The sequence below is a fragment of the Microvirga thermotolerans genome, assembly GCF_009363855.1.
In the GTDB taxonomy this organism is placed as follows: Bacteria; Pseudomonadota; Alphaproteobacteria; order Rhizobiales; family Beijerinckiaceae; genus Microvirga; species Microvirga thermotolerans.
Map to the genome: position 1 here is coordinate 1,988,252 of NZ_CP045423.1, position 24,570 is coordinate 2,012,821.

Genomic DNA, 24,570 nt, shown 5'->3' on the forward strand with positions numbered 1-24,570 from the left:
AAGATGGCCAAGATCATCGTTGATGGCGTCGAGGTCGACGTCCCCGCCGACTACACCCTGCTCCAGGCCGCCGAGGCGGCGGGCGCGGAGATCCCGCGCTTCTGCTTCCACGAGCGGCTGTCGATCGCCGGCAACTGCCGCATGTGCCTCGTCGAGGTGAAGGGCGCGCCGAAGCCGGTGGCCTCCTGCGCCTGGGGCGTCCGCGACTGCCGGCCCGGCCCCAACGGCGAGCCGCCGGAGATCCTGACCAAGTCGCCGACCGTCAAGAAGGCGCGGGAAGGGGTGATGGAGTTCCTCCTCATCAACCACCCGCTCGACTGCCCGATCTGCGACCAGGGCGGCCAGTGCGACCTGCAGGACCAGGCCATGGCCTACGGCGTCGACACGAGCCGCTACCACGAGAACAAGCGCGCCGTGCCGGACAAGTATCTCGGCCCGCTGGTCAAGACCTCCATGAACCGCTGCATCCACTGCACGCGGTGCGTGCGCTTCACCACCGAGGTGGCGGGCGTTCCCGATCTCGGCGCGATCTGGCGCGGCGAGGACATGGAGATCACGAGCTATCTCGAGCGGGCGCTCGGCTCGGAGCTGCAGTCCAACGTGGCGGATCTCTGCCCCGTCGGCGCGCTCACCCACAAGCCCGAGGCCTTCCACTACCGGCCCTGGGAGCTCGCCAAGACCGATTCCGTCGACGTGATGGACGCGGTCGGATCCTCGATCCGGGTCGATTCCCGCGGCCGCGAGGTCATGCGCATCCTGCCGCGCGTGAACGAGGCGGTGAACGAGGAGTGGATCACCGACAAGGCCCGCCACATCGTGGACGGCCTGCGCCTGCAGCGGCTCGACCGGCCCTTCGTCCGGGTGGACGGGCGGCTGCGTCCGGCTTCCTGGCAGGAGGCCTTCGGCGCCATCGCGGCGAAGCTCAAGGGCACGGACTCGAAGCGGGTCGGCGCCATCGTGGGCGATCTCGCCGCGGTGGAGGAGATCTTCGCCCTGAAGCTGCTCATGGACAGCCTCGGCGTGGCGAACATCGACGCCCGCCAGGACGGCACCGTCCTGTCCCCGGCCCACGGCCGCGCCTCCTACCTGTTCAACACGACCATCGCCGGCATCGAGGATGCGGACGCGATCCTCATCGTGGGCTCCAATCCCCGCGTCGAGGCCTCCCTCGTCAACGTGCGCATCCGCAAGCGCTGGCGCATCGCCCCGCCGCCGATCGCTCTCATCGGCGAGAAGGTCGACCTGACCTATCCCTACACCTATCTGGGCGCCGGGCCGGACACCCTCGGCGAGCTTCTGGCGGGGCGCCACAGTTTCGCCGAGGCGCTGAAAGGTGCCGAGCGGCCGCTCGTCATCGTGGGGCAGGGGGCTCTCGCCCGTGCCGACGGTCTCGCGATCCTCTCCCAGGCGGCCCAGCTTGCCCAGGCCGTCGGGGCGGTGAAGGAGGGCTGGAACGGCTTCTCCGTCCTGCACACGGCAGCCGCGCGGGTCGGCGCCCTCGATCTCGGCTTCGTGCCGGGACCGGGCGGGCTCACGGCCCGGCAGATGGCCGAGGGCGGCGTGGACGTCCTGTTCAACCTCGGCGCCGACGAGATCGCCGTCGCTCCGGGCGCCTTCGTGATCTACCAGGGCACCCACGGCGACCGCGGCGCCCACCGCGCCGACGTGATCCTGCCGGCGGCGACCTACACGGAGAAGTCCGGCACCTACGTGAACACCGAGGGCCGCGTGCAGATGGCGAACCGCGCCGCCTTCGCCCCGGGCGAGGCCCGCGAGGACTGGGCCATTCTGCGCGCCCTCTCCGACGTGCTCGGCCACCGGCTGCCGTTCGACTCCCTCAGCGCCCTGCGGGCCAGGCTCTACGAAGCCCATCCGCACTTCGCCGCCCTCGACGGGATCGAGCCGGCTGACGTGGCCGCGGCGGTGAAGACGCTGGCGGGCCTCGGCGGGACGCCGGGCCGCGAGCCGTTCGCAAGCCCGATCAAGGACTTCTATCTGACGAACCCGATCGCCCGGGCATCCGGCGTCATGGCGGAGTGCTCGGCGCTCGCGCAGGAACGCCGGCTCGCGGCGGCCGAGTAAGGGGACAGGGCCATGGATTTCTCCGACATGCTCCTTTCGGTCGCGATCATGCTGGGCAAGAGCCTGCTCCTGCTGGTCGCGCTCCTCATCTTCATCGCCTACGCCCTCTATGCGGACCGCAAGGTCTGGGCGGCCGTGCAGCTGCGCCGCGGTCCGAACGTGGTCGGTCCCTGGGGTCTGCTCCAGTCCTTCGCGGACCTTCTGAAGTTCGTTCTGAAGGAGCCGGTGATCCCGGCGCCCGCCAACAAGGGCATGTTCCTGCTCGCGCCCCTGGTGATGTGCACCTTGGCCCTCGCGGCCTGGGCGGTGATTCCCCTCGACGCCGGATGGGCCATCGCCGACATCAACGTGGGCATCCTCTACATCTTCGCGATCTCGTCGCTGGGGGTCTACGGCGTGATCATGGGCGGCTGGGCCTCGAACTCGAAGTATCCGTTCCTCGGGGCCCTTCGCTCGGCGGCGCAGATGGTGTCCTACGAGGTCTCCATCGGCTTCGTCATCGTCACGGTGCTGATGTGCGCGGGCACCCTCAACCTCTCCCAGATCGTCGAGGCGCAGAACACGCGCCTGGGCATCCTGGGCTGGTACTGGCTGCCGCTCTTCCCGATGTTCGTGGTGTTCTTCATCTCCGCCATGGCCGAGACGAACCGCCCGCCCTTCGACCTGCCGGAGGCCGAGTCCGAGCTCGTGGCCGGCTACATGGTCGAGTATTCCTCGACGCCGTACCTGCTCTTCATGCTCGGCGAGTACGTGGCGATCATGACCATGTGCGCGCTCGGCACGATCCTGTTCCTGGGCGGCTGGCTGTCGCCGATCCCCTTCGCCCCCTTCACCTGGGTGCCCGGGGTGATCTGGTTCGTGCTCAAGGCGAGCTTCCTGTTCTTCCTCATCGCCATGGTGAAGGCGATGGTGCCGCGCTACCGCTACGACCAGCTGATGCGCCTCGGCTGGAAGGTGTTCCTCCCGCTCTCGCTCGCCATGGTCGTGATCGTGGCCGGCGTCCTGATGCTGACCGGCACCGCGCCGGGCATGCGCTGAAACGTCAAGGAGATCGGCTCATGAAGCTCGATCAGGTCGCAAAGTCGCTCCTCCTGAAGGAGTTCGTGTCCGGCTTCGTGCTGGCCATGAAGTACTTCTTCAAGCCCAAGGCGACGATCAACTACCCCTTCGAGATGGGCCATCGCGGCCCCCGCTTCCGGGGCGAGCATGCCCTGCGCCGCTACCCGAATGGGGAGGAGCGGTGCATCGCCTGCAAGCTGTGCGAGGCCATCTGCCCGGCCCAGGCCATCACCATCGAGGCCGGTCCGCGCCGCAACGACGGAACCCGGCGCACGACCCGCTACGACATCGACATGGTCAAGTGCATCTACTGCGGTATGTGCCAGGAGGCCTGCCCGGTGGACGCCATCGTGGAGGGGCCGAACCTCGAGTTCTCCGTGGAGACCCGCGAGGAGCTCTATTACGACAAGGCCAAGCTTCTCGCGAACGGGGAGCGCTGGGAGCGTGAGATCGCGCGCAACATCGCGAAGAACGCCCCCTATCGGTAGTCGCCGCCGGCCCGGAGAGGGCAGGGGGCAAACAGGTCCGGCGGGTTGTTCCCTCCGGATTCGCGCATTATAGACGGGCCGTCGGATCCACCGGCGCCACGTTGGGAAGGGGCCGCGACGGTGCGGCTTGAGCTTGAAGCATGACGGTAACTGCCGCCTTCTTTTATCTCTTCGCGACCATTACCGTCGCCTCGGGATTCATGGTGATCGCGTCGCGAAATCCCGTGCAATCGGTGCTTTTCCTCATCCTCGCCTTCGTCAACGCGGCGGGGCTGTTCCTCATGATGGGGGCCGAGTTCCTGGCGATGATCCTGGTCATCGTCTACGTGGGCGCGGTCGCGGTGCTGTTCCTCTTCGTGGTCATGATGCTCGACGTGGACTTCGCCGAGCTGCGCCAGGGCTTCCTCCAGTACCTGCCGGTGGGGGCGCTGATCGGCGTGGTCTTCCTCCTGGAGCTGGTCCTGGTCATCGGCGCCTACGTGATCGACCCGAGCCTGGTGCGCACCGCCGCCGTGCCGATCCCGGCCGCGGACGTGATGACCAACACGGAGGCCCTCGGCCAGGTCCTCTATACCCGGTATTTCTACTTCTTCCAGGCGGCCGGCCTGATCCTGCTGGTGGCGATGATCGGCGCCATCGTGCTGACCCTGCGGGAGCGCGTGGGCGTGAAGCGCCAGGACATCTCCCGGCAGAACGCCCGGACCCCGGAGGAAGCCGTGCAGATGCGGAAGGTTCCCTTCCGCCAGGGCATCTAAGGAGCGCATGCGATGGTCATCGGTCTCGGACACTACCTCACCGTTGCCGCCGTGCTCTTCACGCTCGGCGTGTTCGGAATCTTCATCAACCGGAAGAACGTGATCGTCATCCTGATGTCGATCGAGCTGATCCTGCTCGCCGTGAACATCAACATGGTCGCCTTCTCCACCCACCTCAACGACATCGTCGGCCAGGTGTTCGCCCTGCTGATCCTCACGGTGGCGGCGGCGGAGGCCGCCATCGGCCTCGCCATTCTCGTGGTGTTCTTCCGCAACCGCGGCTCCATCGCGGTTGAAGACGTCAATATGATGAAGGGCTAAGCCCGAACCGGATCGACCATGTATCAAGCAATCGTCTTCCTGCCGCTCGTCGGCTTCCTCATTGCAGGTCTGTTCGGGCGGATCATCGGCCCCCGGCCCAGCGAGATCGTCACGACCGCGCTGCTCTTCGTGGTCGCGGCCCTGTCCTGGGTGGCGTTCGTCCAGGTCGGCTTCGGCTCGGGCGCGACCCGGGTGCCCGTGGCCCAGTGGATGTCCGTCGGCGACCTGCAGGTGGATTGGGCGTTCCGGATCGACACCTTGACCGCGGTCATGCTGGTCGTGGTCAACACGGTCTCCGCCCTCGTGCACCTCTACTCCATCGGCTACATGCACGAGGACCCGCACCGGCCGCGCTTCTTCGCCTACCTGTCGCTGTTCACCTTCGCCATGCTGATGCTGGTGACCGCCGACAACCTGGCGCAGATGTTCTTCGGCTGGGAAGGCGTGGGCCTCGCGAGCTACCTGCTCATCGGGTTCTGGTATCACAAGGAATCCGCCAACGCGGCGGCCATGAAGGCCTTCATCGTCAACCGCGTCGGCGATTTCGGCTTCATTCTCGGCATCTGCCTCGTCTTCGTGCTGTTCAACAGCATCGCCTTCGACCAGATCTTCCCGCGCGTGGCCGACCTCGCCGACAAGCGCTTCCACTTCATCGGGGTGGACTGGAACGCCCTGACGCTCGCCTGCCTGCTGCTCTTCATGGGGGCCATGGGCAAGTCGGCCCAGTTCCTGCTGCACACCTGGCTTCCGGACGCCATGGAGGGCCCGACCCCCGTCTCCGCGCTCATCCACGCGGCGACCATGGTGACCGCCGGCGTCTTCATGGTCGCGCGCCTGTCGCCGATCTTCGAGTACGCCCCGACGGCGCTCACGGTCGTCACGGTCATCGGCGCCATCACCGCCTTCTTCGCGGCGACGGTCGGCCTCGTGCAGAACGACATCAAGCGGGTGATCGCCTACTCCACCTGCTCGCAGCTCGGCTATATGTTCGTGGCGCTGGGCGTCGGCGCCTACAGCGCAGGCGTGTTCCACCTGTTCACCCACGCCTTCTTCAAGGCCCTGCTGTTCCTCGGCGCGGGCTCGGTGATCCATGCCATGCACCATGAGCAGGACATCCGCAGCATGGGCGGCCTGCGGCGCTTCATTCCCTTCACCACCGCGATGATGGCGGTGGGAACGCTCGCGCTCACCGGCTTCCCCTTCACGGCCGGCTACTATTCCAAGGACGCGATCATCGAGGCCGCCTTCGCCTCCCATTCCTCCGCCGGGAACTTCGCCTTCCTCGCGACGGTGATCGCGGCCTTCATGACCTCCTTCTACTCCTGGCGCCTCTTCTTCATGACCTTCGAAGGAAGCGCGCGCTGGGCCGACCCGCACCATCGCCACGCGAGCGCCCACGAGGGCGTGGAGCACGATGCCTCCGGCCAAGACGTGGAGCCCGCCTCCCATGCGGACCACGAGCACGGCCATCACGGCGCCCATACGCCGCACGAGAGCCCGCTCGTGATGCTGGTGCCCCTGACGGTCCTGGCCATCGGCGCCCTCGTCGCCGGCGTGGTGTTCCACGAGGCCTTCCTCGGCCACGGCTACGAGGCGTTCTGGAAGGGCGCCGTCTTCACGCGGCCGGATAACCACATCCTCGAGGCGATGCACCACATCCCCGGCTGGGTGCCGCTGCTGCCGACCGTCATGATGGCCCTCGGCTTCGCACTCGCCTACTACATGTACATCGTCGATGCGAAGAAGCCCGCTCAGCTCGCGGCGGACCACCCGATCCTGTACCGCTTCCTGCTCAACAAGTGGTATTTCGACGAGATCTATGACGCGATCTTCGTCCGTCCCGCGATCCGGCTCGGCCGCATCCTATGGCGCACGGGCGACCAGAGGATCATCGACGGCCTCGGGCCGGACGGCGTCTCGGCCCGCGTCCTCGATGTGACGCGCGGCGTGGTCCGGGTCCAGACCGGCTACGTCTACCACTATGCCTTCGTCATGCTGATCGGCGTTGCCGCCCTCGTGTCCTTCTATCTCTTCAGGGGAACGCATTAATGTTCGGGTTCGGCATCCTCTCCGGACTTCTCGTCCTTCCCCTCGTCGGGGCGGCCTTCATCCTCACCCTGAGGGGCGACAGCGAGGCGGCGCGCAACAATGCGCGCTGGATCGCGCTCGTCACGACGGTGGTCACCTTCCTCCTGTCCCTCGTCGCCTGGAGCCGGTTCGACGCGTCGTCCTCCGCCTTCCAGCTCGTCGAGACCCATGCCTGGCTGACGGATACGATCCGCTTCAAGCTCGGCGTCGACGGCTTCTCGATGCCGTTCATCCTGCTGACGACGTTCCTGATGCCGTTCTGCATCGTGGCGTCGTGGCGGTCCATCGAGCACCGGGTGAAGGAGTACTTCGTCGCGTTCCTCGTCCTCGAGATGACGATGATCGGCGTCTTCGCGGCGCTCGACCTCGTCCTGTTCTACCTGTTCTTCGAGGCGGGCCTCATTCCGATGTTCCTCATCATCGGCATCTGGGGCGGCAAGCGGCGCATCTACGCGAGCTTCAAGTTCTTCCTCTATACGCTGCTCGGCTCGGTCCTGATGCTCCTGGCCATCATGGCCATGTACTGGGCGGCCGGAACGACGGACATCCCGACGCTCCTGAAGTTCAAGTTCGCCGCCAATCTCCAGATCTGGCTGTGGCTCGCCTTCTTCGCGTCCTTCGCGGTCAAGATGCCCATGTGGCCGGTCCATACCTGGCTGCCCGACGCCCACGTGGAGGCGCCGACGGCGGGTTCGGTCATCCTGGCGGCGATCCTCCTGAAGATGGGCGGCTACGGCTTCATCCGCGTTTCCATCCCCATGTTCCCGGAGGCCTCGGCCTACTTCGCGCCGCTGGTCTATTCGCTCTCGGTCGTGGCCATCATCTACACCTCGCTCGTGGCGATGGTGCAGGAGGACATGAAGAAGCTCATCGCCTATTCCTCGGTGGCGCACATGGGCTTCGTGACCATGGGCCTGTTCAGCATGAACCCGCAGGGCATCCAGGGCGCCATGTTCCAGATGGTGTCGCACGGCCTCGTCTCGGGCGCGCTCTTCCTCTGCGTCGGCGTGGTCTACGACCGCCTGCACACCCGCGAGATCGCGGCCTATGGCGGCCTCGTGGAGCGCATGCCCTTCTACGCGGTGGTGTTCCTCATCTTCACCATGGCCAATGTGGGCCTGCCCGGCACCTCCGGCTTCGTGGGCGAGTTCCTGACGATCATCGGCGCCTTCCGGTCGAATTCCTGGGTCGCCCTGTTCGCGGCCTCGGGCGTCATCTTCTCGGCGGCCTACGCGCTGTGGCTCTACCGGCGCGTGGTCTACGGGGCGCTGACGAAGCCCTCGCTCCAGGGAATGACCGACCTGAACGGACGCGAGATGCTGACGCTGGTGCCGCTCGTCCTGCTGGTCATCTATTACGGGGTGCAGCCCGGCCCGATCCTCGACACCTTCGCCGCGCCGACCAACGCCCTCATGCAGGGCTACCAGGCCGCGCTCGAAACCGTGAAAACGGCGGCTGCCGCCGCACACTGAGGTCACGATGAATACCGTCCTCGCCTTTCCCGCCCTCGGACCCGCGCTGCCGGAGATCATCCTGGCGGCCGGAGCCCTCGTCCTGGTCCTGTTCGGCGCCCTGCGCGGCGAGCGCTCGACCGGGACCATGAACGTCGTGGCCCTGGTGCTGCTGGCGCTGGCCTTCGTCGCCGTGCTCATGCTGCCGTCCGCCCGAACGGAGACCATGGGCGGCTCCTTCGTGGTGGACTCCTTCGCGAAGTTCATGAAGGCGCTGACCCTGATCGCCTCGGCGGGCGGCGTGATCCTGTCCATGGACTACATGCGGCGCGAGGGCATCGCCCGCTTCGAGTACCCGATCCTGATCGTTCTCTCGACCATCGGCATGCTGATGGTGATCTCTGCGAACGATCTCATCGCGCTCTACCTGGGCCTTGAGCTCCTGAGCCTCTCGTCCTACGTGATCGCCGCCTTCGACCGCGACAACGTGCGTTCCACCGAGGCCGGCCTGAAGTATTTCGTGCTCGGCTCCCTGTCCTCGGGCATGCTTCTCTACGGCGCGTCGCTGGTTTACGGCTTCACCGGCACGGTCTCCTTCCCGACCATCGCGGCCTCCCTCCACGGCAGCGTGAGCAGCGGCCTCATCTTCGGCCTCGTCTTCGTGGCGGCGGGCATTGCCTTCAAGATCTCGGCCGTGCCGTTCCACATGTGGACGCCCGACGTCTACGAAGGCTCGCCGACTCCCGTGACGGCCTTCTTCGCCGCCGCTCCCAAGATGGCCGGCATGGCGATGGCGGTCCGCGTCTTCGTCTATGCCTTCCCCGGCATCCTCGGGCAGTGGCAGCAGATCATCGTCTTCATCTCCATCGCGTCCATGGCGCTCGGCTCCTTCGCCGCCATCGGCCAGCGCAACATCAAGCGCCTGATGGCCTATTCCTCCATCGGCAACGTGGGTTACGCGCTGATCGGGCTTGCCGCCGGCACGCCCGAGGGCGTCCAGGGCGTAGTGATCTACATGGTGATCTACCTCGCCATGACGCTGGGCACCTTTGCGGTGATCCTGGGGATGCGCCGCGGCAACGTGATGTTCGAGCGGATCGACGACCTTTCCGGCATCGCGCGCACCCACCCGGTCCTGGCCTTCTGCCTGGCCATGATGATGTTCTCGCTCGCGGGCATTCCGCCCCTGGCCGGGTTCTTCGCCAAGTTCGCGGTCTTCAACGCCGCCATCAAGGCGAACCTCGTGGCGCTTGCGGTTATCGGCGTGGTGACGAGCGTGATCGGCGCCTACTATTACCTGCGCATCGTCAAGGTCATGTACTTCGACGAGCCCGGCGAGCGCTACGATGCCATGCCGGCCGGCGTGAAGCTCGTGCTGGGCCTCTCTAGCATCTTCGTGGTCCTCTACGTGCTGGTTCCGGCGCCGCTGAACGCCGCTGCGGTGGCGGCCGCCAGGTCCCTGTTCTGACGTGCGCCTGTCGCGCGAGGCCGAGACCGCCGGCTACAGGCTGCTCTCGCTCGAGGCGACGGGCTCGACCAACGACGATGCGCTCGCCGCGGCGCGGGGCGGCGATCCCGGAAGGCTCTGGATCGTCTCCGCCGAGCAGCGGGCGGGGAGGGGGCGCCACGGCCGTCAGTGGTCGTCGCCCTCCGGCAACCTCTATGCCAGCCTTCTGCTGATCGACCCCTGCACGGCGGCCCTCGCGCCGCAGCTCGGCTTCGTGGCCGGCCTCTCCCTCCACGAGGCCGTCGAGGAGACGACGGGCGTCGGCCATCCGCGCCTCGCCCTCAAGTGGCCGAACGACCTGCTCCTGGACGGCGCGAAGGTGTCCGGCCTCCTCCTCGAAGGGCATCGCGTCGGCGGCTCCCTCGCCATCGTCATCGGAATCGGCGTGAACGTCGCCTTCGCGCCGCAGGGCACGCCGTATCCCGCCACGGCGCTTCGCACCCTCAAGCCGGATCTGCGGCGGGAGGACGTGTTCGCCGCTCTCTCGGCCGCCTTCGCCCGCACGCTCGGCGCCTGGCAGTCCGCCGCGCGCCTGAGCCCGTCCGATCCCTTCGGGCCGATCCGCCGCCTGTGGCTCGAACGGGCCGCCGGGATCGGTGCCGAGGTCAGCGTCCGGCTGCCCTCCGGGACGAGGAAGGGGCGCTTCGAAGGTCTCGACGCCTCCGGGCGGCTGCGGCTCGCCACGGCCGCCGGCACGGAACTCATCGATGCAGGCGATCTTTATTTTCCTCATTTGCAGCGCGATATAGACAACCCCTCACCGGGCACGACAAGGTCCTGACGAATGGCTTCCTCTCACGACGAACTGGTATTCCTGCCCCTGGGAGGCTTGGGCGAGATCGGGATGAATGCCGCGCTCTACGGCTTCGGCCCCGAGCTCGACAGGCAATGGATCCTGGTGGATTGCGGCATGGGCTTCGGCGGGGAGGAGCACCTGCCGGGGATCGATCTGGTCTATCCGGACCTGCGCTTCATCGAGGAGGAGAGGCACAACCTCCTCGGCATCTTCATCACCCATGCCCACGAGGACCATATCGGCGCCCTCGTCGAAATGTGGCCGCGCCTGCGCGCGCCGGTCTATGCGACCCGCTTCGCGGCCGGGCTTCTGGAGACCCGGCGCCTCTCCGAGCCCGGCGCGCCGAAGATCGAGATCAAGGAGATCGCGCCGGGCCAGCGCATCAAGGCCGGCCCGTTCGATGTCGAGTATGTCCCCGTGGCGCATTCGATCCCGGAATCGAACGCGCTCGCTATCCGCACCCCGCTGGGGCTCGTGGTGCATACGGGCGACTGGAAGCTCGACCCGACGCCCTATCTCGGCAGCCTGACCTCGGAGGAGGCGTTCCGGGCCCTCGGCGACGAGGGCGTTCTGGCGCTGGTCTGCGATTCCACGAACGTGGTGCGCGAGGGCGAGAGCCCGAGCGAAGCCGATGTGGCGAAGAACCTCGCCACCCTCATCAAGGATGCGCCCCATCGCGTGGCGATCACCACCTTCGCGTCGAACGTGGCCCGAATCCGCTCCGTCGCGGAGGCGGCGCGCGAGTGCGGGCGCGAGGTGGTCGTCGTCGGGCGCGCCATGGAACGCGTGATCGACGTGGCCACGGAGTGCGGCTATCTCGACGGCCTGCCGGAATTCCGCAAGCCCGACACCTTCGGCTACCTGCCCCGGGACAAGGTGGTGGCGCTGCTCACGGGCTCGCAGGGCGAACCGCGCGCCGCGCTCGCCCGCATCGCGCAGGACGAGCATCCAGACATTGCCCTCTCGCAGGGGGACAGGGTCATCTTCTCGTCGCGGGCCATCCCGGGGAACGAGAGGGAAATCGGCGCCATCATCAACAGCCTCGTGGAGCAGGGCATCGAGGTCGTCACGGACCGTTCGGAGCTGGTCCACGTCTCGGGGCACCCCCGCAGGGGGGAGCTCGCGCAGATGTACCGCTGGACCCGGCCGCGCATCGCGATCCCAGCCCACGGCGAGGCGCTGCATCTGGCCGAGCATGCGAAGTTCGCCCGCAAGCAGGGGGTCGAGGAGGTGGTCCAGGCCCGCAACGGCACCCTCGTGCGCCTCGCGCCCGGAACGGCGGAGATCGTCGACCGGCTTCCCGCCGGGCGCCTCTACAGGGACGGCAACATCGTGATCGAGGCCGGCGAGCGGGCCCTACCGGAACGGCGCAAGCTCGCCTTCGCCGGCATCGTCACCATCGCCATCGCCATCGACGACAAGGGCGAGCTGGCCGGCGATCCCATCGTGGACGCCATGGGCCTGCCGGAGAAGAACCGGCAGGGCGAGAACATGCTGGACCTCATCGCCGACACGGTGGGAGACGTGCTGGACGGCATGCCCAAGGGCCGCCGGCGCGACCCGGAGGCGGTCGAGCAGGCCGTCCACAGGGGCGTCCGGGCGGCCGTCAATGCGGCCTGGGGCAAGAAGCCCGCCTGCCATGTCCTCGTCGTCGAGGTATAAGGACAAGCTTCGACAGGAGGTGCGGGAATGATCGGCCGTCTCAACCACGTCGCCATCGCGGTGCGCGATCTCGCGGCGGCGTCCGAGGTGTATCGGACAACCCTGGGGGCCGAGGTCTCCGCCCCCGAGGCGCTGCCCGAGCACGGGGTGACGGTGGTCTTCGTGACGCTTCCCAACACCAAGATCGAGCTCCTGGAGCCCCTGGGAGCGGAATCTCCCATCGCCAGGTTCCTGGAGCGCAACCCGGACGGGGGCATCCACCACGTCTGCTACGAGGTCGACGACATTCGGGCCGCCCGGGACAGGCTGGTGCGAAACGGGGCGCGGGTGCTCGGCTCCGGCGAGCCGAAGATCGGAGCGCACGGGAAGCCCGTGCTGTTCCTGCATCCCAAGGATTTCCTCGGGACCCTCGTCGAGCTCGAACAAGCGTGAGGCAAGGCATTGATCCAAACGGTTAAGTTTCTCGCCGCATCCTTCTGGACCACCGCCGCCACGGTGGTGGCGGTCTCGGCCCTGGCCATCGCCGTCGTGGTTTCCCTCTTCGGTCTCAGGGTCTCCGGAGGAACCGCCCTCTATTTCATCATCTGGTGGACGCTGCTCTTCGCCGTCCTGCCCTTCGGGGTGCGCAGCCAGGTGGAAGCCGGGGAGGTCGTCCGCGGCAGCGAGCCGGGCGCCCCGGCCGCTCCGGCGCTGCGGGAAAAGGCCCTGTGGACGACCCTGGTCTCTGCGGTCGTTCTCGTGGTCGTGGCGGGCGTCCTGCCGCTCTCGGGGCTGTAAAGCCCGGCACGGCCCGTTCGGACAAAAGAAAAAAGCAAGGCTTTCGCCTTGCTTGAACTGCCTTTGGCAATGTTTGATCCTTGGCCTTCTGGTGCCGTCGCCTCTCATGGCGCACGAGGATCTTGTTCCTCCCGAAACTCGGACCGCAACCTCTGACCTATACAGGCAAAGACGTAGCAACAGTTTTATAGGCGCCTGCGAAACGGATGTCACCTTTTTTGGCAGCGGCTGATGCAATTTTCGGCACAATTCCCGTTACTCTTTCGTATAAGGGGGGCGATGGCGCCTCCGTCCGGCGAAGACAGCTTGTCTTTTGCCGAGGGGCGCTGTTGTGTGCTGAGAACGAGTCGTCACCCGTCCACCTGTCCGAACGATCCTGAAGGCGTTCCATGCGTTTGAGCCGCTACTTCCTGCCCATCCTCCGCGAGACGCCGAAAGAGGCGGAGATCGTGTCCCACCGCCTCATGCTGCGCGCCGGCATGATCCGCCAGGAGGCGGCCGGCATCTATGCGTGGCTGCCGCTGGGGCTGAAGGTGCTCAACAAGGTCAACGCGATCGTCCGCGAGGAGCAGAACCGCTCCGGCGCCATCGAGCTGCTGATGCCGACGATCCAGTCAGCCGACCTGTGGCGCGAATCCGGACGCTACGACGCCTACGGCAAGGAGATGCTGCGCATCCAGGACCGCCACGAGCGCGAGATGCTCTTCGGCCCGACCAACGAGGAGATGATCACGGAGATCTTCCGGGCCTACGTGCGCTCCTACAAGGACCTGCCCCTCAACCTCTACCATATCCAGTGGAAGTTCCGGGACGAGGTGCGCCCGCGCTTCGGCGTGATGCGCTCCCGCGAGTTCCTGATGAAGGACGCCTATTCCTTCGACATCGACCAGGCCGGGGCGCGCCACTCCTACAACAAGATGTTCGTGGCGTATCTGCGCACCTTCGCGCGCTTGGGCCTGAAGGCGATCCCGATGCGGGCCGATACGGGGCCGATCGGCGGCGACCTGAGCCACGAATTCATCATTCTCGCCTCCACGGGCGAGAGCGAGGTGTTCTGCCACGCGGACTACCTCGACTTCCCGATCCCTCCGGAGACGACCGATTTCGACAACGTCGCCGGCCTGCAGAGCGCCGTCGACAAGTGGACCTCGCTCTACGCCGCCACCTCCGAGATGCACGACGAGGCCGGATTCGCCCAGGTGCCGGCGGACAAACGGATGTCGGCCCGCGGCATCGAGGTCGGCCACATCTTCTACTTCGGCACCAAGTACTCGGCGCCGATGGGGGCGAAGGTGATGGGGCCCGACGGGCAGGAGCACGAGGTCCACATGGGCTCCTACGGCATCGGCCCGAGCCGGCTCATCGCGGCGATCATCGAGGCCAGCCACGACGAGAACGGCATCGTCTGGCCCGAGGCCGTGGCACCCTTCGACATCGCGCTCCTCAACCTGAAGAGCGGGGACGCGGCCACGGACGAAGCCTGCGACGGCCTCTACCGCCAGCTCGCCGCTGCGGGCTACGACGTGCTCTACGACGACCGCGACGAGCGCCCCGGCGGCAAGTTCGCCACGGCGGACCTCATCGGCATCCCGTGGCAGATCCTGGTGGGGCCGAAGGGTCTCGCCGAGGGGAAGGTCGAACTCAAGCGCCGTGCGACGGGCGAGCGCGAGCTGCTCCCGCTCGACGGCGTGATCGCGCGGCTCGCAGGCCGCCCCTAAGGACGCGATGGCCAAGGCAGCGCAATCCGGAACGAAGCCGTTCTCGCTCTTCGAATGGATGCTTGCCGCGCGCTACCTGCGCACGCGGCGGCGGGAGGGCTTCGTCTCCGTCATTGCAGGCTTCTCCTTTCTCGGCATCATGCTCGGCGTCGCGACGCTGATCGTCGTGCTCTCCGTCATGAACGGGTTCCGCAAGGAGCTCCTCGACAAGATCGTCGGCATCAACGGCCATATCTTCGTCGCGCCCATCGAGACCCCGCTCACCGACTACGAGGAGGTCACGAGGCGCATCGCCGCCGCGCCCGGGGTGAAGCGGGCGCTGCCGATCATCGAAGGACAGGCCTTCGGCTCGTCGCAGTACGGCGGCAGCGGCGTGCTGGTGCGCGGCATTCGCGGCGAGGACCTGCGCAACATCGCCCACATCGCCAACAATCTCCGGCAGGGCACCCTGGAGAACTTCGACCAGGACGGCGGGGTCGCCATCGGGCGCAGGCTCGCCGAGGCGCTCTCCATCCAGGCGGGCGACACCCTCACCCTCATCACCCCGCGCGGCGCCTCCACGCCTTTCGGAACCGCACCGCGCATCAAGGGCTACCCGGTCAAGGCGGTGTTCGAGATCGGCATGTCGGAATTCGACGCGAGCTTCGTCTACATGCCGCTCAACGAGGCGCAGAGCTACTTCAACCGGCCGAACGACGTTCAGCTCATCGAGGTCTACCTCGACAATGCGGACAAGGTCGACGAGGCCCGCGCCGCCATCGAGGAGGCCGCCGCCCGGCCGATCCTCATGACGGACTGGCGGCAGCGAAACCGCACCTTCTTCGGGGCGCTGGAGGTGGAGCGGAACGTGATGTTCCTGATCCTGACCCTCATCGTGCTCGTGGCGGCCCTCAACATCATCTCCGGCCTCATCATGCTGGTGAAGGACAAGTCCAGCGACATCGCGATCCTGCGCACCATGGGCGCCACGCGGGGGGCGGTGATGCGGGTCTTCCTCATCACGGGCGCATCCATCGGCATCGTGGGGACCATCGCCGGATTCGCGCTGGGCCTCGTGCTGGCTCTCAACGTGGAGAGCATCCGCAATTTCATCTCCTATCTCACCAACACGAACCTGTTCCCGGCGGAGCTCTACTTCCTCAGCCGCCTGCCCGCGGACGTGAACCCGACGGAAGTGGCCACCATTCTCGTCATGGCGATGGTCCTGTCCCTGCTCGCAACCCTCTATCCCTCCTGGCGCGCCGCAAAGCTCGATCCGGTCGAGGCGCTGCGCTACGGGTGAGCCATGTCCTCCGGCCAGACCAAACCCGCCCTCTATCTCTCGCAGGTCGAGCGCCGCTACCCGCAAGGGGAGGGGTTCCTCGAGGTGCTGCGGGGAGCGGACCTTGCGATCTGGCCCGGCGAGATCGTCGCGCTCATCGCCCCGTCGGGAACCGGCAAGTCGACCCTGCTCCACGTGGCCGGACTGCTGGAGAAGCCCGACGGGGGCGAGGTCTTCGTCGGCGGGCGCCCGACGGCCGCCATGAGCGATGCGGAGCGCACCCGCCTGCGGCGCGAGGAGCTCGGCTTCGTCTACCAGTTCCATCACCTCCTGCCGGAATTCTCCGCCCTCGAGAACGTCGTGCTGCCCCAGCTCATCCGCGGCCTGAGGAGGGACGAGGCGAAGGAGCGGGCCAAGCAGATCCTGACCTTCCTCGGGCTCGGCAAGCGCCTCGACCATCGGCCCGGCGAACTGTCCGGCGGCGAGCAGCAGCGGGTCGCCATCGCCCGCGCGGTCGCCAATGCGCCGCGCCTGCTCCTGGCGGACGAGCCGACGGGAAACCTCGACCCGAACACCTCCGACCGGGTCTTCCAGACCCTCGTCTCCATCGTCCGCGCGTCCAAGCTCGCGGCGCTCATCGCCACGCACAACCTCGACCTCGCGGCCCGGATGGACCGGCGCGTGACCATCCGCGACGGGCGGATCGTGCAGCTGCCCTGAGCGGGGACGGCCCAGCCCAGCCGCCGTCTCGAAGAAGGTGCCCTTCCGGAGCCTCTCCGCCACCCCGCACTCCGCCGTCAGGCTCGCGCAGGCCTGTTCCGTCGCTCCCCGCCATCCCCCGCTTATCGTCATGGCCGTCTCCGGAGGTGCTCCAGGGATCGGCCCTCTCGCTGCGCAAGTCGGGAACACCCGACTTGCGAGGAGGAGGGTCAGGGCGCGGGGGCAGCGCCACGATTGCGAAACGAGGCGCGCCCACTCCCTCTCCAACTCTCCCTCGCAAGGGGGGAGAGGGCAGGGCGGCGCCTGCCGGGAGTGCCGGGATTGCGGGAAGGATGCGGTCAGACCCGTCGAAACCTCCATCCGGTCGACCTCGAGCCACGTGCCCTTCCGTTAAGACTCCGTTGACTCACCCGGAAGGGCAGCAATATCCACGCCTTTACACAGAACATACACCGAACAATGATGAACCTATCAGGAACACGGAGGTCATCATGCTTCGCATCATTCTCGAGACGGCGGCCGAAATCGCGTCCCTCGCCATGTTCGGATCCGCGATCGCCCTGTGGGCCCTGGCCTTCACCCCGTTGGCCTGACGCGGGATTCACAGGAACGACGTCCGCGGCAAGGTTCGGGTGAGGAGAATCGTGCCACAATACGCGCCCGGTCGAGTTCGGTTTCCGAGTTGGGTTTCATGGCGCGCGTCCTTCACGACATCGGCTTCGTGCATCTGCACGTGCATTCCTCGTATTCTCTGCTCGAGGGGGCCCTGAAGATCGCGCAGCTCGCCAAGCTCGCCGCCGCGGACCGGCAGCCGGCGCTCGCGCTCACCGACACCAACAACCTGTTCGGCGCCCTGGAGTTCTCGGAGAAGCTCGCCGGGGCCGGCATCCAGCCCATCGCCGGCGTGCAGCTCTCGGTCTGCTTCGAGGAGCCGGACCCGGTGGCGCGGATCGTGCCCCAGCCCGCCAGCGTCGTGCTGCTGGCGCAGACCGACGAGGGCTACCGCAACCTCATGCGCCTCGTGAGCCACGCCTATTTCGGCGTGCCGCTCGGCGAGCCGCCCCGGGTGACGGCTCCCGACCTCGCCCGCCACGGCGAGGGGCTGATCGCGCTGACCGGCGGCTTCACCGGACCGCTCGATTCGGCGCTGCGCACCGGGCGGGAGGAACTCGCCCAGGCGCGGCTCGACATCCTCAAGGACGCCTTCGGCCACCAGCTCTACGTGGAGATCCAGCGCCACGGCCTCGACGAGGAGCGGATGGTGGAGCCGGCCCTGATCGGCCTCGCGGACCGCAACGGCCTTCCCGTCGTCGCCGCCAACGAGCCGTTCTTTTCCGCGCCGGGCGACTACGAGGCGCACGACGCCCTGCTCGCCATCGCCGAGGGGCGGATCGTCTCCGACGACAACCGCCGCCGTCTCTCCCCGGAGCATTACTTCAAGACGCGCCGGCAGATGATGGAGCTGTTCGCGGACCTTCCCGACGCGCTCCAGGCCAGCGTCGAGATCGCCATGCGCTGCTCGACGCGCGTGCGGACGCGCAAGCCCATCCTGCCGAGTTTCGGCATCGGGCCCGATGCCGCCGCCCTGGACGAGGGCGAGGAACTGCAGCGCCAGGCGGAGGAGGGGCTCGCCAAGCGCCTCGCCGCGCACGGCCCGGCGCCGGGCCTGACCGAGCAGGATTACCGCGACCGCCTCGCCTACGAGATCGGCATCATCCGGAAGATGAAGTTCCCCGGCTACTTCCTGATCGTGTCGGACTTCATCAAGTGGGCGAAGGACCACAACATCCCGGTCGGGCCGGGGCGCGGCTCCGGCGCGGGCTCCCTCGTGGCCTATGCGCTCACCATCACCGACCTGGACCCCCTGCGGTTCAGCCTGCTCTTCGAGCGCTTCCTCAATCCCGAGCGCGTCTCGATGCCCGACTTCGACATCGACTTCTGCGTGGAGGGGCGCGAACGCGTCATCGAGTACGTGCAGCGGCGTTACGGCGAGGAGCAGGTCGCGCAGATCATCACCTTCGGCACCCTGCTCGCCCGCGGCGTCATGCGCGACGTCGGCCGGGTGCTGGAGATGCCCTACGGCCAGGTGGACAAGCTCACCAAGCTCGTGCCGCAGAACCCGGCCAATCCCGTGACCCTCGCGCAGGCCATCGAGGGGGAGCCGAGGCTCCAGGCGGCCATCGAGGAGGAGCCGGTCGTCAAGCGCATGCTCGACATCGCGCAGAAGCTCGAGGGCCTGCACCGCCACGCCTCCACCCACGCCGCGGGCGTGGTGATCGGCGACCGCCCGCTCCAGGAACTGGTGCCGCTCTACCGAGACCCGAAGACCGGGATGCGCGTGACCCAGTTCAACATGAAGTGGGTGGAGCAGGCGGGCCTGGTGAAGTTCGACTTCCTCGGCCTCAAGACCCTGACCGTGCTGCGCACGGCGGTCGACCTCATCCGTCGCAAGGGCATCGAGATCGATCTCTCGGCGCTGCCCCTCGACGACCGGAAGACCTACGAGATGCTGCGCCGGGGCGAGACGGTCGGCGTGTTCCAGGTGGAATCGGCGGGCATGCGTAAGGCTCTCGTCGAGATGGAGACCGACCGCTTCGAGGACATCATCGCCCTCGTCGCCCTCTACCGTCCGGGCCCGATGGCGAACATCCCCGTCTACTGCGCCCGCAAGCTCGGCAAGGACGAGCACAACAAGAAGGACTGGTATCCCCACGAGAAGCTCGAGCCGATCCTCAAGGAGACCTTCGGCATCATCGTCTACCAGGAGCAGGTGATGGAGGTCGCCAAGGTGCTCGCCGGCTACTCGCTCGGCGACGCCGACCTGCTGCGCCGCGCCATGGGCAAGAAGATCAAGGCCGAGATGGACGCCCAGCGGGAGCGCTTCCTCACCGGCGCCGCGCAGGGCGGGCTCGACAGGGCCAAGGCGAACGAGATCTTCGACCTCCTCGCGAAATTCGCCGACTACGGCTTCAACAAGAGCCACGCCGCCGCCTATGCCCTCGTCGCGTTCCAGACGGCCTATCTGAAGGCCAACCATCCGGTCGAGTTCCTGGCCGCGTCCATGACGCTCGACCTCGACAACACGGACAAGCTGTCGGAATTCCGGCGCGAGGCGCAGCGCCTCGGCATCCGGGTCGAGCCGCCGTCCATCAACCGCTCCGGCGTGGTCTTCGACGTGAAGTACGACGCGGACGGGAACGGGGCGATTCTCTATGCGCTCGCCGCCGTGAAGGGGGTGGGCCGCCAGGCCATCGAGGCTGTCGTGGAGGCGCGGGGCGACAGGCCGTTCGAGAGCCTTGCGGACTTCGCGCGGCGCATCAATCCGCGCATGCTCAACAAGCGTACTCTCGAGAACCTGATCGCCGCCGGCGCCTTCGACGAGATCGAGCCCGACCGGGCCAGGGCCTGCGCCGCGGTGGACGCCATGATGAGCCTCGCCCAGCAGTGCCACGAGGCGGCGAACGGCGGCATGACCGACATGTTCGGCGGCGTCGCCTCGGCGGACGTGCCCCTGCGCGTGTCCTCCTACGAGCCGTGGCCCGCGGCGGTGAAGCTGCAGAAGGAATACGACGCGGTGGGCTTCTTCCTCTCGGGCCACCCGCTCGACGAGTACGGCGACCTCCTCAAGAAGCTGCGCGTCCAGAGCTGGGCCGACTTCAGCCGCTCGGTGAAGGCGGGCAATTCCGTGGGCCGCGTCGCCGCCACGGTCCTCGACCGCCAGGAGCGCCGGACGAAGACCGGCAACAAGATGGGAATCATCACCCTGTCGGATCAGACCGGGCAGTTCGAGGCCATCGTCTTCTCGGAAGGCTTGCAGCGCCTGCGCGACATCCTGGAGCCCGGCAACGCCGTGGTCCTGATGCTCCAGGCCGGGGTCGAGGGCGAGGAGGTGAGGGCGAGGATAGGCATGGCCGAGCTCCTGGAGGAGGCCATCGCCAAGCACCAGAAGGGCATGCGGATCTTCCTGCGCGACGAGCGCCCCATCGCCAGCGTCCAGGAGCGCCTGCGGGCCAAGGGGGAGGGGGAGGTCTCCCTGGTCCTCATCCTCGACGACGGCGACCGGGAGGTGGAGGTCAAGCTCCCCGGCAGGTACATGGCAACCCCCCAGGTCGCAGGCGCGATCCGCGCCGTGCCGGGGGTGGTGGACGTGCACATTAACTAGCATCGGGCCGCAGACGCAGGACCGGGCCGGTCCAAGCCGCTCCGGAAGGCGGGCGAACCCACTCTTCCGCTTGCATTTCCACCCCCGACCCCCTATATGCGCGCCTATCCCACACGCGGAATCAACCTCGTGAGCCCATGAGGTATCCCGGTGGCCGGCTTGAGCCGGTCCACTCTTCCGCGGAGGCTTAACCGGAGAAAAGAAATGGCGCTTCCCGATTTCTCGATGCGTCAGCTGCTGGAAGCTGGCGCCCACTTTGGCCACCAGGCCCACCGCTGGAACCCGAAGATGGCTCAGTACATCTTCGGCACCCGCAACAACATCCACATCATCGACCTGGCTCAGACGGTGCCCATGATGCACCGCGCCCTCCAGGCCGTCAGCGACACGGTGGCCAAGGGCGGCCGCGTGCTCTTCGTCGGCACGAAGCGCCAGGCCGCCGACGCGGTGGCCGAGGCGGCCAAGCGCTCGGCCCAGTACTACGTGAACTCCCGCTGGCTCGGCGGCATGCTGACCAACTGGAAGACGATCTCCCAGTCCATCCAGCGCCTGCGCAAGGTGGACGAGATCCTCGCCGGCGGCGCCCAGGGCCTCACCAAGAAGGAGCGCCTCATGCTCTCCCGCGAGAAGGAGAAGCTCGAGCGCGCCCTCGGCGGCATCAAGGACATGGGCGGCGTTCCCGACCTGATCTTCGTGATCGACACCAACAAGGAGCAGCTCGCGATCCAGGAGGCCAAGCGCCTCGGGATCCCGGTGGCCGCCATCGTCGACACCAACTGCGATCCGGACGGCATCACCTTCCCGGTTCCGGCCAATGACGATGCCGGCCGCGCGATCTCCCTCTACTGCGAGCTGGTCTCCCGCGCCGCCCTCGACGGCATCTCCCGCAGCGCGAGCGCCATGGGCATCGACGTGGGCGAGTCCGAGAGCCCGCTGGTCGAGGAGCTTCCGGCCGACGACGCCGGCGCCACGGGCATTGACGAGCAGTTCGAGCGCCTGGCCGCGCCCCGCGGCGCCCCGGACGACCTGACCAAGCTGACCGGCGTCGGTCCGCAGCTCGAGAAGAAGCTCAACGAGGCCGGCATCTTCCACTACTGGCAGATCGCCGCCATGAAGCCGGCGGATGTCGAGCAGCTCGACAAGGAACTGAAGCTGAACGGTCGTATCGACCGCGACGGCTGGATCAACCAGGCCCGTTCGGCGTTCGAGGCGGCCTGAGGCCTGCCCGGCGCCGCTCCCGGCGCCAAGAGACCGTGACCGATCAGCCCGGCGTTCTCTGGACGCCGGGCTCCCTCTATGTACGAACCTGCGAAAGGACGAGCCATGGCGAACATTACCGCTGCGATGGTGAAGGAGCTGCGCGACAAGACCAGCGCCGGCATGATGGATTGCAAGACCGCTCTCGCCGAGACCAACGGCGACATCGAGGCTGCCGTCGACTGGCTGCGCAAGAAGGGCCTGTCGAAGGCCGCCAAGAAGGCCGGCCGCGTCGCCGCCGAGGGTCTCGTCGCCGTCGAGTCCTCCGGTCACGCCGCCGCGATCCTCGAGGTCAATTCCGAGACCGACTTCGTCGCCCGCAACGACGGCTTCCAGGCCTTCGCCCGCGAGGCCGCCAAGATCGCCCTCATGGGCGACGGCACCATCGAGTCCCTCGAGGCCGCTCACTTCCCGGGCTCGCAGGTCACCGTGAAGGACCGCCTCCAGGAGCTCATCGCCACCATCGGCGAGAACATGACCCTGCGCCGCGTCGCGAAGCTCACGGTCTCCAAGGGCGTCATCGCATCCTACGTGCACAATGCGGTCAGCGAGGGGCTCGGCAAGATCGGCGTCCTCGTGGCGCTGGAGTCGGAGGGTGACGTTGAGGTCCTGAGCGCGCTCGGACGCCAGATCGCGATGCATGTCGCGGCGACGAACCCGATCGCGGTCGACGCCTCGGGCATCGATCCGGCCACCGTGGAGCGCGAAAGCGCGATCCTGCGCGAGAAGAACGCCGGCAAGCCCGACCACGTGATGCAGAAGATCGTCGAGAGCGGCCTGAAGAGCTACTACAAGGAGGTCACGCTCCTCGAGCAGTCCTTCGTGCACGACCCCTCGAAATCCGTCGCCCAGGTCCTCAAGGAAGCCGAATCCAAGGCCGGCAAGCCCGTCGCCCTGAAGGGCTTCATCCGCTTCGCCCTCGGCGAGGGCATCGAGAAGGAGGAAGCTCCCGATTTCGCGGCGGAAGTGGCCGCGGCGGCCGGGGTGAAAGCCTGAGGCCTCTGTCTCTCCTCGAACGGCGGCTCTTCAGCCGCCGTTTTCATGAGAGCCCGAGAATGCTTCACTCAACGGAAGGGGCATCGCTTCCGGAGGGAGCGTTCCATCCACAAGAAAGAGAGGTCTGGCAGTGACGAGATTCCGGCGCATCCTGGTGAAGCTTTCCGGCGAGGCCCTGATGGCTCCCGACGGCTACTGGCTCGATCCTCAGATCCTCTCCGGCCTGGCCGAGGACCTGGCCGAGGCCACCCGCGCCGGGTTCGAAATCGCCCTCGTGATCGGCGGCGGCAACATCATCCGCGGCGCGCGGATGAGCGCCGCCGGCTGGATCGACCGCCCGACGGCCGATTCCATGGGCATGCTCGGCACGGTCATGAACTCCCTCGCCATCGAGACCGCCCTGAACGCCGCGGGGGTGACCGCGCGGACCATGGCGGCGGTCTCGATGCCCACCATCTGCGAGACCTACGCCCGCCAGCCGGCCCTGCACCATCTGGACAAGGGCCAGGTGGTGGTCCTCGCCGGGGGAACGGGCAACCCCTTCTTCACCACCGACACGGCGGCGGTGCTCCGGGCGGCGGAGCTTCGCTGCGACGCGGTGCTGAAGGCGACCCAGGTGGACGGAGTCTATTCCGCCGATCCGAAGAAGGATCCCGCCGCCGTCCGCTTCGACCGACTGACCCACGACGAGGCCATCGCCAAGGACCTCAAGGTGATGGACACCGCCGCCTTCGCCCTCGCGCGGGAAAGCCGCCTTCCGATCATCGTCGGCTCGGTCCACCCGCCGAGCTCGGTCACGGCGATCCTCAAGGGGGAGGTGCGCTCGACCGTGGTCGCCCCTTGATGCAACCCTCAGGGAAGCGTAAGCCCGTTGAGTCAGTTTGAGTTTGGGATCAGATACGATGGCAACGACTTTTGACCTCGAAGACGTGAAGCGCCGCATGCAGGGCGCGATCAACGCGTTCAAGCACGACCTCGGCAGCCTTCGGACCGGCCGCGCCTCGCCCAGCCTTCTCGACCCGATCCAGGTCGACGCCTACGGCTCCCTGATGCCGATCGCCCAGGTCGCGACCGTGAGCGTGCCCGAGCCGCGGCTCCTCAGCGTCCAGGTGTGGGACCGGGGCATGGTCGGAGCCGTCGAGAAGGCCATTCGCGATTCCGATCTCGGCCTCAACCCGCAGACGGAGGGTCAGGTCATCCGCCTGCGCATCCCGGAGATGAACGAGCAGCGCCGCAAGGAGATGGTGAAGGTCGCCCACAAGTACGCCGAGGAGGCGCGGATCGCGATCCGCCACGTGCGCCGCGACGGTCTCGACCTCCTGAAGAAGCTCGAGAAGGACGGCCATATCGGCGAGGACGACGCCAAGCGGCAGGGCGACCAGGTCCAGAAGGCGACCGATCACTTCGTCGCCGAGGTCGACACGCTCCTGAACGCCAAGGAAAAGGAGATCATGCACGTCTGACCCCTCA

Annotated in this window: 20 protein-coding genes; all 20 read left to right on the plus strand. The window is 67.3% G+C overall.

Translation table 11 applies throughout. The features are described 5' to 3' along the window. The first annotated feature begins 3 nt into the window (after nt 1–3). The 20 genes from nuoG to frr all read left to right on the plus strand — a co-directional run bounded on the left by nuoG (nt 4) and on the right by frr (nt 24,563). On the plus strand, nt 4–2,082 hold the full coding sequence (gene nuoG, locus GDR74_RS09225; RefSeq protein WP_152586035.1) for an NADH-quinone oxidoreductase subunit NuoG: 2,079 nt from the start codon (nt 4–6) through the stop codon (nt 2,080–2,082). A gap of 12 nt (nt 2,083–2,094) precedes the next feature. Beyond that, nucleotides 2,095–3,120 carry an NADH-quinone oxidoreductase subunit NuoH gene (nuoH, locus tag GDR74_RS09230; protein WP_152586036.1) on the plus strand — a complete coding sequence of 342 codons (1,026 nt, stop codon included), beginning with the start codon at nt 2,095–2,097 and terminating at the stop codon, nt 3,118–3,120. 20 nt (nt 3,121–3,140) lie between these two features. Beyond that, nucleotides 3,141–3,629, plus strand: coding sequence for an NADH-quinone oxidoreductase subunit NuoI (gene nuoI, locus GDR74_RS09235; protein ID WP_152586037.1), 489 nt, complete (start codon nt 3,141–3,143; stop codon nt 3,627–3,629). 140 nt (nt 3,630–3,769) lie between these two features. After that, nucleotides 3,770–4,384 (plus strand): NADH-quinone oxidoreductase subunit J, encoded by a 615-nt coding sequence (locus GDR74_RS09240; protein ID WP_152586038.1) that lies wholly within the window; start codon nt 3,770–3,772, stop codon nt 4,382–4,384. A 12-nt stretch (nt 4,385–4,396) separates the two neighbouring features. Continuing rightward, the gene (nuoK, locus tag GDR74_RS09245) at nt 4,397–4,705 is read left to right on the plus strand and encodes an NADH-quinone oxidoreductase subunit NuoK (RefSeq protein WP_152586039.1); all 309 of its coding nucleotides are present in this window, start codon (nt 4,397–4,399) and stop codon (nt 4,703–4,705) included. Nucleotides 4,706–4,723: 18 nt separating this feature from the next. After that, nucleotides 4,724–6,754 (plus strand): NADH-quinone oxidoreductase subunit L, encoded by a 2,031-nt coding sequence (gene nuoL / locus GDR74_RS09250; RefSeq protein WP_152586040.1) that lies wholly within the window; start codon nt 4,724–4,726, stop codon nt 6,752–6,754. After that, nucleotides 6,754–8,265, plus strand: a complete 1,512-nt coding sequence (locus GDR74_RS09255) for an NADH-quinone oxidoreductase subunit M (protein ID WP_152586041.1) — start codon at nt 6,754–6,756, stop codon at nt 8,263–8,265. The genes nuoL and GDR74_RS09255 overlap by 1 nt, the downstream gene beginning before the upstream one ends. Before the next feature lie 7 nt (nt 8,266–8,272). After that, nucleotides 8,273–9,712 (plus strand): NADH-quinone oxidoreductase subunit NuoN, encoded by a 1,440-nt coding sequence (nuoN, locus tag GDR74_RS09260; RefSeq protein ID WP_152586042.1) that lies wholly within the window; start codon nt 8,273–8,275, stop codon nt 9,710–9,712. 1 nt (nt 9,713) lies between these two features. Beyond that, complete coding sequence (locus GDR74_RS09265; RefSeq protein ID WP_246179322.1) at nt 9,714–10,532, plus strand: biotin--[acetyl-CoA-carboxylase] ligase; 819 nt, start codon at nt 9,714–9,716, stop codon at nt 10,530–10,532. A gap of 3 nt (nt 10,533–10,535) precedes the next feature. Next, nucleotides 10,536–12,209 carry a ribonuclease J gene (locus tag GDR74_RS09270; RefSeq protein ID WP_152586043.1) on the plus strand — a complete coding sequence of 558 codons (1,674 nt, stop codon included), beginning with the start codon at nt 10,536–10,538 and terminating at the stop codon, nt 12,207–12,209. 27 nt (nt 12,210–12,236) lie between these two features. After that, the gene (mce, locus tag GDR74_RS09275; protein WP_152586044.1) at nt 12,237–12,641 is read left to right on the plus strand and encodes a methylmalonyl-CoA epimerase; all 405 of its coding nucleotides are present in this window, start codon (nt 12,237–12,239) and stop codon (nt 12,639–12,641) included. Between the two features lie 9 nt (nt 12,642–12,650). Further along, nucleotides 12,651–12,986 carry a DUF1467 family protein gene (locus GDR74_RS09280; RefSeq protein ID WP_152586045.1) on the plus strand — a complete coding sequence of 112 codons (336 nt, stop codon included), beginning with the start codon at nt 12,651–12,653 and terminating at the stop codon, nt 12,984–12,986. A gap of 389 nt (nt 12,987–13,375) precedes the next feature. Further along, nucleotides 13,376–14,704, plus strand: a complete 1,329-nt coding sequence (gene proS, locus GDR74_RS09285; protein WP_152586046.1) for a proline--tRNA ligase — start codon at nt 13,376–13,378, stop codon at nt 14,702–14,704. 7 nt (nt 14,705–14,711) lie between these two features. Beyond that, nucleotides 14,712–15,986, plus strand: coding sequence for a lipoprotein-releasing ABC transporter permease subunit (locus tag GDR74_RS09290; protein ID WP_152586047.1), 1,275 nt, complete (start codon nt 14,712–14,714; stop codon nt 15,984–15,986). 3 nt (nt 15,987–15,989) lie between these two features. Then, on the plus strand, nt 15,990–16,685 hold the full coding sequence (locus GDR74_RS09295; protein ID WP_152586048.1) for an ABC transporter ATP-binding protein: 696 nt from the start codon (nt 15,990–15,992) through the stop codon (nt 16,683–16,685). Between the two features lie 691 nt (nt 16,686–17,376). Next, on the plus strand, nt 17,377–20,847 hold the full coding sequence (dnaE, locus tag GDR74_RS09300) for a DNA polymerase III subunit alpha (protein WP_152586049.1): 3,471 nt from the start codon (nt 17,377–17,379) through the stop codon (nt 20,845–20,847). 204 nt (nt 20,848–21,051) lie between these two features. Then, nucleotides 21,052–22,065: a 30S ribosomal protein S2 gene (locus tag GDR74_RS09305; protein WP_152586050.1), complete on the plus strand. Its 1,014-nt coding sequence runs from the start codon at nt 21,052–21,054 to the stop codon at nt 22,063–22,065. Between the two features lie 105 nt (nt 22,066–22,170). Continuing rightward, nucleotides 22,171–23,100 carry a translation elongation factor Ts gene (gene tsf, locus GDR74_RS09310; protein WP_152586051.1) on the plus strand — a complete coding sequence of 310 codons (930 nt, stop codon included), beginning with the start codon at nt 22,171–22,173 and terminating at the stop codon, nt 23,098–23,100. Between the two features lie 130 nt (nt 23,101–23,230). Further along, nucleotides 23,231–23,944, plus strand: a complete 714-nt coding sequence (gene pyrH / locus GDR74_RS09315) for a UMP kinase (RefSeq protein WP_194164496.1) — start codon at nt 23,231–23,233, stop codon at nt 23,942–23,944. 58 nt (nt 23,945–24,002) lie between these two features. After that, nucleotides 24,003–24,563: a ribosome recycling factor gene (frr, locus tag GDR74_RS09320; protein ID WP_152586053.1), complete on the plus strand. Its 561-nt coding sequence runs from the start codon at nt 24,003–24,005 to the stop codon at nt 24,561–24,563. The last annotated feature ends 7 nt before the right edge of the window (nt 24,564–24,570 follow it).